This is a genomic window from uncultured Campylobacter sp. (genome assembly GCF_938045225.1).
GTDB lineage: Bacteria > Campylobacterota > Campylobacteria > Campylobacterales > Campylobacteraceae > Campylobacter_A.
Genome location: NZ_CALINL010000046.1, coordinates 1 through 4,411 on the forward strand (window position 1 = coordinate 1; position 4,411 = coordinate 4,411).

Consider the following 4,411-nt stretch of genomic DNA (forward strand, 5'->3'; position numbering starts at 1 on the left):
ATAACGAATCAAAAATTTGAGATAGCAAGCCTGTTTTATCACGCCGCGATATTTGTGATGTGGGCGTGCTGGGGGCTTGGCGAGCTATATGAGAGCGCCTATAAAACGGGAGAACTGCGAGATCATATCATCTTTGTGATGAGCTTTTTGATCATCTCGTCGCTACTGGAGCTACCGCTAAATATCTATGAAACCTTCGTTAAAGATAAAAAGCTTGGCTTTTCAAACGTAACGCCCAAAATTTTTGCGCTTGATCTACTTAAAACGCTCGCGCTAACGCTGGTGTTTGGCACGCTGTTTGTATGGCTGGTGCTGCTTTGCATTAGATTTTTGGGCGATTTTTGGTGGTTTTGGGCGTTTTTGCTGAGCTTCGCGGTCGCGCTCGTGATAAATCTCGTCTATCCGACGCTTATCGCGCCTATCTTTAATAAAATGCAGCCGCTGGAGGAGAGCGAGCTAAAAAGCCGTATAGAAGGGCTTTTAGCACATTGCGGGTTTAAAAGCAGCGGCGTTTTTACGATAGACGCCAGCAAGCGCGACAACCGCCTGAACGCCTATTTTGGCGGCCTTGGCGCGACTAAACGCGTGGTGCTTTTTGATACGCTCGTTAAGAAACTAAGTTTAGAGGAGATAATCGCCGTTTTAGGGCATGAGCTTGGACACTTTAAGCACAAAGATATCCTAAAAATGATCGCCCTAAGCGCGGTTATGCTTTTTGCGATGTTTTTTATATTTGGCAATATCCCTGACGCGGCGTACGACGCGCTGGGACTCAGTCCGGCAGGCGGCGGAGTGATCGTGTTTTTGCTACTTTTTTCGCCGATTTTCGGATTTTTATTTTCGCCTATTAGCTCGTATTTTAGCCGCGCAAACGAATTTGGCGCCGATAAATTCGCTAGCGAAATCTCAAACAAAGACGACATGATAAGCGCGCTAAAAAAGCTAGGCTCCGAAAACAAGGCCTTTCCAAAGGCTCATCCGCTCTATGCGTTCGTCTATCACTCGCACCCAAGCCTTTTTGAGCGTATAAACGAGCTGGAAAATGACGGTAAATGACGCGCTAAAAGCCGCCGCCTCACAGATAGCTCCAGCGTGCGAGATAAACGGTGCAAATCCGGCGCGCGTAGCCAAGGTGTTTTTGATGCGGCATCTTGGCGTAAAAATCGAGTGGATATTTTTAAATTTAAACCGCGAGCTTGATGATGCGGACGGATATTTCGCGCTGGTAAAACGCTTCGCAAATCACGAACCGCTAGAGTATATCACGGGCGAGGCGGGCTTTTACGGACTTACTTTTAACGTAAAAAAGGGCGTCCTAATCCCGCGTCCGGAGACTGAAATTTTAGTCGAAAAGTCTCTTGAAATTTTATCAAATTTACCTTCTCGAAAGGGGCCGCCCCTAGTTGCCGAGATCGGAGTCGGAAGCGGGATAATCAGTATCTGCCTCGCGCTAAACTCAAACGCTAAAATCATAGTCTCCGATATCAGCGACGATGCGTTAAATTTGGCTCGCGAGAACGCCGCGAAATTTGGCGTAGAGGACAAAATAGAGTTCGTAAAATGCGCGTATCTGGACGAAATTTACGGGCAGTTTGATCTGCTCGTTTCAAACCCGCCTTATATCGCGCAGGGCTACGAGCTTGATAAATTCGTGCTAAACGAGCCGCACGAGGCGCTCTTTGGCGGCGCGGCGGGCGATGAGATCTTAAAAAACATTATCCTCGTCGCTAAAAATCGCGGCGTAAAATACCTAGCCTGCGAGATGGGCTACGATCAGCGAGAAAGTATGCAAAACGCGCTTAAATTTAACGGGTTTGAGGCGGAGTTTTACAAGGATTTAGTGGGATTTGACCGCGGATTCGTCGCGCGAAACGTATTTGCAAATTTCTAAATTTGCGCGCGGTTTGTGCTTTGGCGAAAAACCAAATTTGCCTCAGCTTGCGTCGAATTTATAGCTCTCAAATTTCCGCCCTTCTTGCTCAAATTTAGCGAATTTTAAATGCTATAACCCTAAAATGCGTGCGATAAATCAAAAAAAGGAAAATCATGAAAAGCGTTTATTTTTTGCTTTTGGGTGCGCTTATCGGCACGGAGCTGGCTCTGGGCGCTCTGGTTGCGCCGACGATTTTTTATCCGCAGAGCATACTTGGTGAGGGCGTACTTACGCAGTTTCAAAGCGGCAAACTGATGGCTACGATATTTGTTAAATTTAACTACGCCTTGCTAGCCGTTAGCGTCCTGATCGCGCTTTACGAGCTTGCCTCGTTTAGATCTAGCGTCAAATTTGCCGCTAAATTTAGCGCGAATATGCTATGCGCGATAAATTTAGCCCTCGCGCTTTCGTTTGTTTTTTACTTCACGCCCTACATCATGGACGCGCAGACGGCTGGCGAGGCGGCGACGCAGACGGCCGAGTTTGCGCAGATGCACGCGGCTAGCGAATGGACGATGAAGCTGATGTTGTTTGCACAGCTTGCTTTGTTTTTCATCAAATTTAAAACCGCCGAAAAATGAGCGCGAAGCCCGATATCCAAATTTTAACCGATTTTCTATCTGACTATACGACGGCGATGGTGAGTGCGGGCACCTACACCGCGCGCGTCGAAAAGTGCGTGGACCGCGTGGCTAGGCGTTACGGCTACGACGTTAGCGTGACGATTTTCGTGAAGTATTTTACCATTAGCGTCATGGACTCGGCCGATAACTCCCTACGCCGAACCTACGTGAAAAAGATCCCGATAGGGCAGGTGAGCTTTAACCGCATTTCTGAGCTTTCGTCGCTTAGTTGGCGGATCTTGGATGAAAATTTGAGCCTTGATGAAGCCAAAGAGCAGTTTGATGGCGTCATGCGTATAGGGGCGAATAAATTTGCCAGCTCGCTTATCTTGATTAGCTTTGCAAATGCGGCGTTTTGCAAGCTTTTTGGCGGCGATATGGGCTCGGTGGCTTGTGTATTTTTCGCGACGCTCGTGGGATATAGCCTTAGATTTGCGCTTGCTAAAATGGGCGTAAATTTAAAAATCCAGTACGTTTTGACCTCGTTTGTAGTCTCGTTTATCGCCTATCTTGGCGTATTTTACGGTTTTACGCACACTAGCGACGTGGCGATCGGCTCGTCGATACTCTTTTTGATGCCGGGCGTTTTTCTCATAAACTCGGTCTTTGATATCCTAAACGACAACACGCTAGTGGGTATCAGCAGAGCCGTGAGCACGGGCATCCTGATACTTTGCATAGCGGTGGGCGTCTATATCACGCTCTCGCTTAGTAGTGCGGAGATTTTACATGTTTGAGCTTTTGACTGCGACTCTCATAGACGGCGCTTTTGCCGCGGTGGCGGGGCTTGGCTTTGCCTACGCTAGCTCTCCGCCAAAAAGGACTCTCGCATTTTGCGCGCTACTTGCCGCGTTTGCACACGCTAGCCGCTTTTGGATCATGCAGATGGGATTTTTTAACATCAGCGTAGCCACCCTTATCGTCTCATTTTTAAGCGGGATTTTAGGTATGCTCTTTGCCAAACGGCTCAAAGTGCCCGCTGAGATTATCGCGTTTCCCGCACTTTTGCCGATGGTGCCGGGAGTCTATGCGTATAAAGGCATCTTGGCGCTGTTTTCGTTTCTAAACGAGCCTGATATCGCTAAGAAAAACGAATATCTAATCATATTTTTTGATAATGCGATCACGACTACGACGGTCTCGCTAGCGCTTGGCGTTGGCGTTTCGGTGGTGCTTATTTTGTTTTACGATCAGTCCTTGATGATAACTAGGGGCGCTAAGTGCGAGTTAACGGAAAAGTAATTTTACTCGTCGTCTCTTGCGTGCCTTTAAATGATTGCGTAAATTTCGCCCTGCGACAGACTATATGTCTAGTCTTGGGAGGAAATTTACTTCTTCTATTTAGCTGCAAGCGTAGCGAAGCAGAAAATATTTAAATTCATCGCAAGATGCTTCCGCTTATCTTTTTTGCGTTCAAATTTGGATTAAATTTAGCTCTCGAAACGGGAGCTAAATTTGATATCCTTTCTTATCTTTACCCTAAATTGTTTCTCAAATTTGCCGATTTATCTTAAAATCTAAATTTAAAAGGATTTAAAAATGATAGAAGGCATAAATTTAAACTCGGCGGGTTATCAGCTGAATTTCGAAACCAAAGCCGACCCGCAAAAAGCGCAAGCAAGCGTCGCTAAAATCGCTCCTTTCGATAAGCAAAATTTAAACAAAACGCCTCAAAAAAGCGTGCAAAGCGACGAGGATGCGCGTATAGCACAAGAGTATATGAATAAAACTACCTACGAGATATTTGAGGCTGAAAATATCAATTTCGATAGGAGTGAAGAAGGCTGGATAACCAAAACCATAGAAAAAATCGACGCGATGCTAGCCCAAAAATACGCGCCCGGACAGATGCATG

General features: G+C 46.5%; 5 protein-coding genes and 1 pseudogene. All 6 read left to right on the top strand.

All coding sequences use genetic code 11. The annotated features are described in order from the left end of the window. The coding region (locus Q0200_RS02410) for a M48 family metallopeptidase (RefSeq protein ID WP_297937290.1) at positions 1–1,056 on the top strand (1,056 nt) is incomplete at its 5' end. Then, positions 1,043–1,891 carry a peptide chain release factor N(5)-glutamine methyltransferase gene (gene prmC, locus Q0200_RS02415; protein WP_297937293.1) on the top strand — a complete coding sequence of 283 codons (849 nt, stop codon included), beginning with the start codon at positions 1,043–1,045 and terminating at the stop codon, positions 1,889–1,891. The genes Q0200_RS02410 and prmC, both read left to right, overlap by 14 nt. A 155-nt stretch (positions 1,892–2,046) precedes the next feature. Continuing rightward, complete coding sequence (locus tag Q0200_RS02420) at positions 2,047–2,514, top strand: DUF4149 domain-containing protein (protein ID WP_297937296.1); 468 nt, start codon at positions 2,047–2,049, stop codon at positions 2,512–2,514. Further along, positions 2,511–3,293, top strand: coding sequence for a threonine/serine exporter family protein (locus tag Q0200_RS02425; RefSeq protein WP_297937299.1), 783 nt, complete (start codon positions 2,511–2,513; stop codon positions 3,291–3,293). The genes Q0200_RS02420 and Q0200_RS02425 overlap by 4 nt, the downstream gene beginning before the upstream one ends. Next, positions 3,286–3,798 carry a threonine/serine exporter family protein gene (locus Q0200_RS02430; protein ID WP_297937302.1) on the top strand — a complete coding sequence of 171 codons (513 nt, stop codon included), beginning with the start codon at positions 3,286–3,288 and terminating at the stop codon, positions 3,796–3,798. Before Q0200_RS02425 ends, Q0200_RS02430 begins: the two co-directional genes overlap by 8 nt. A gap of 297 nt (positions 3,799–4,095) precedes the next feature. Continuing rightward, positions 4,096–4,411 (top strand): annotated as a pseudogene (locus Q0200_RS02435) (hypothetical protein); the annotation flags it as partial.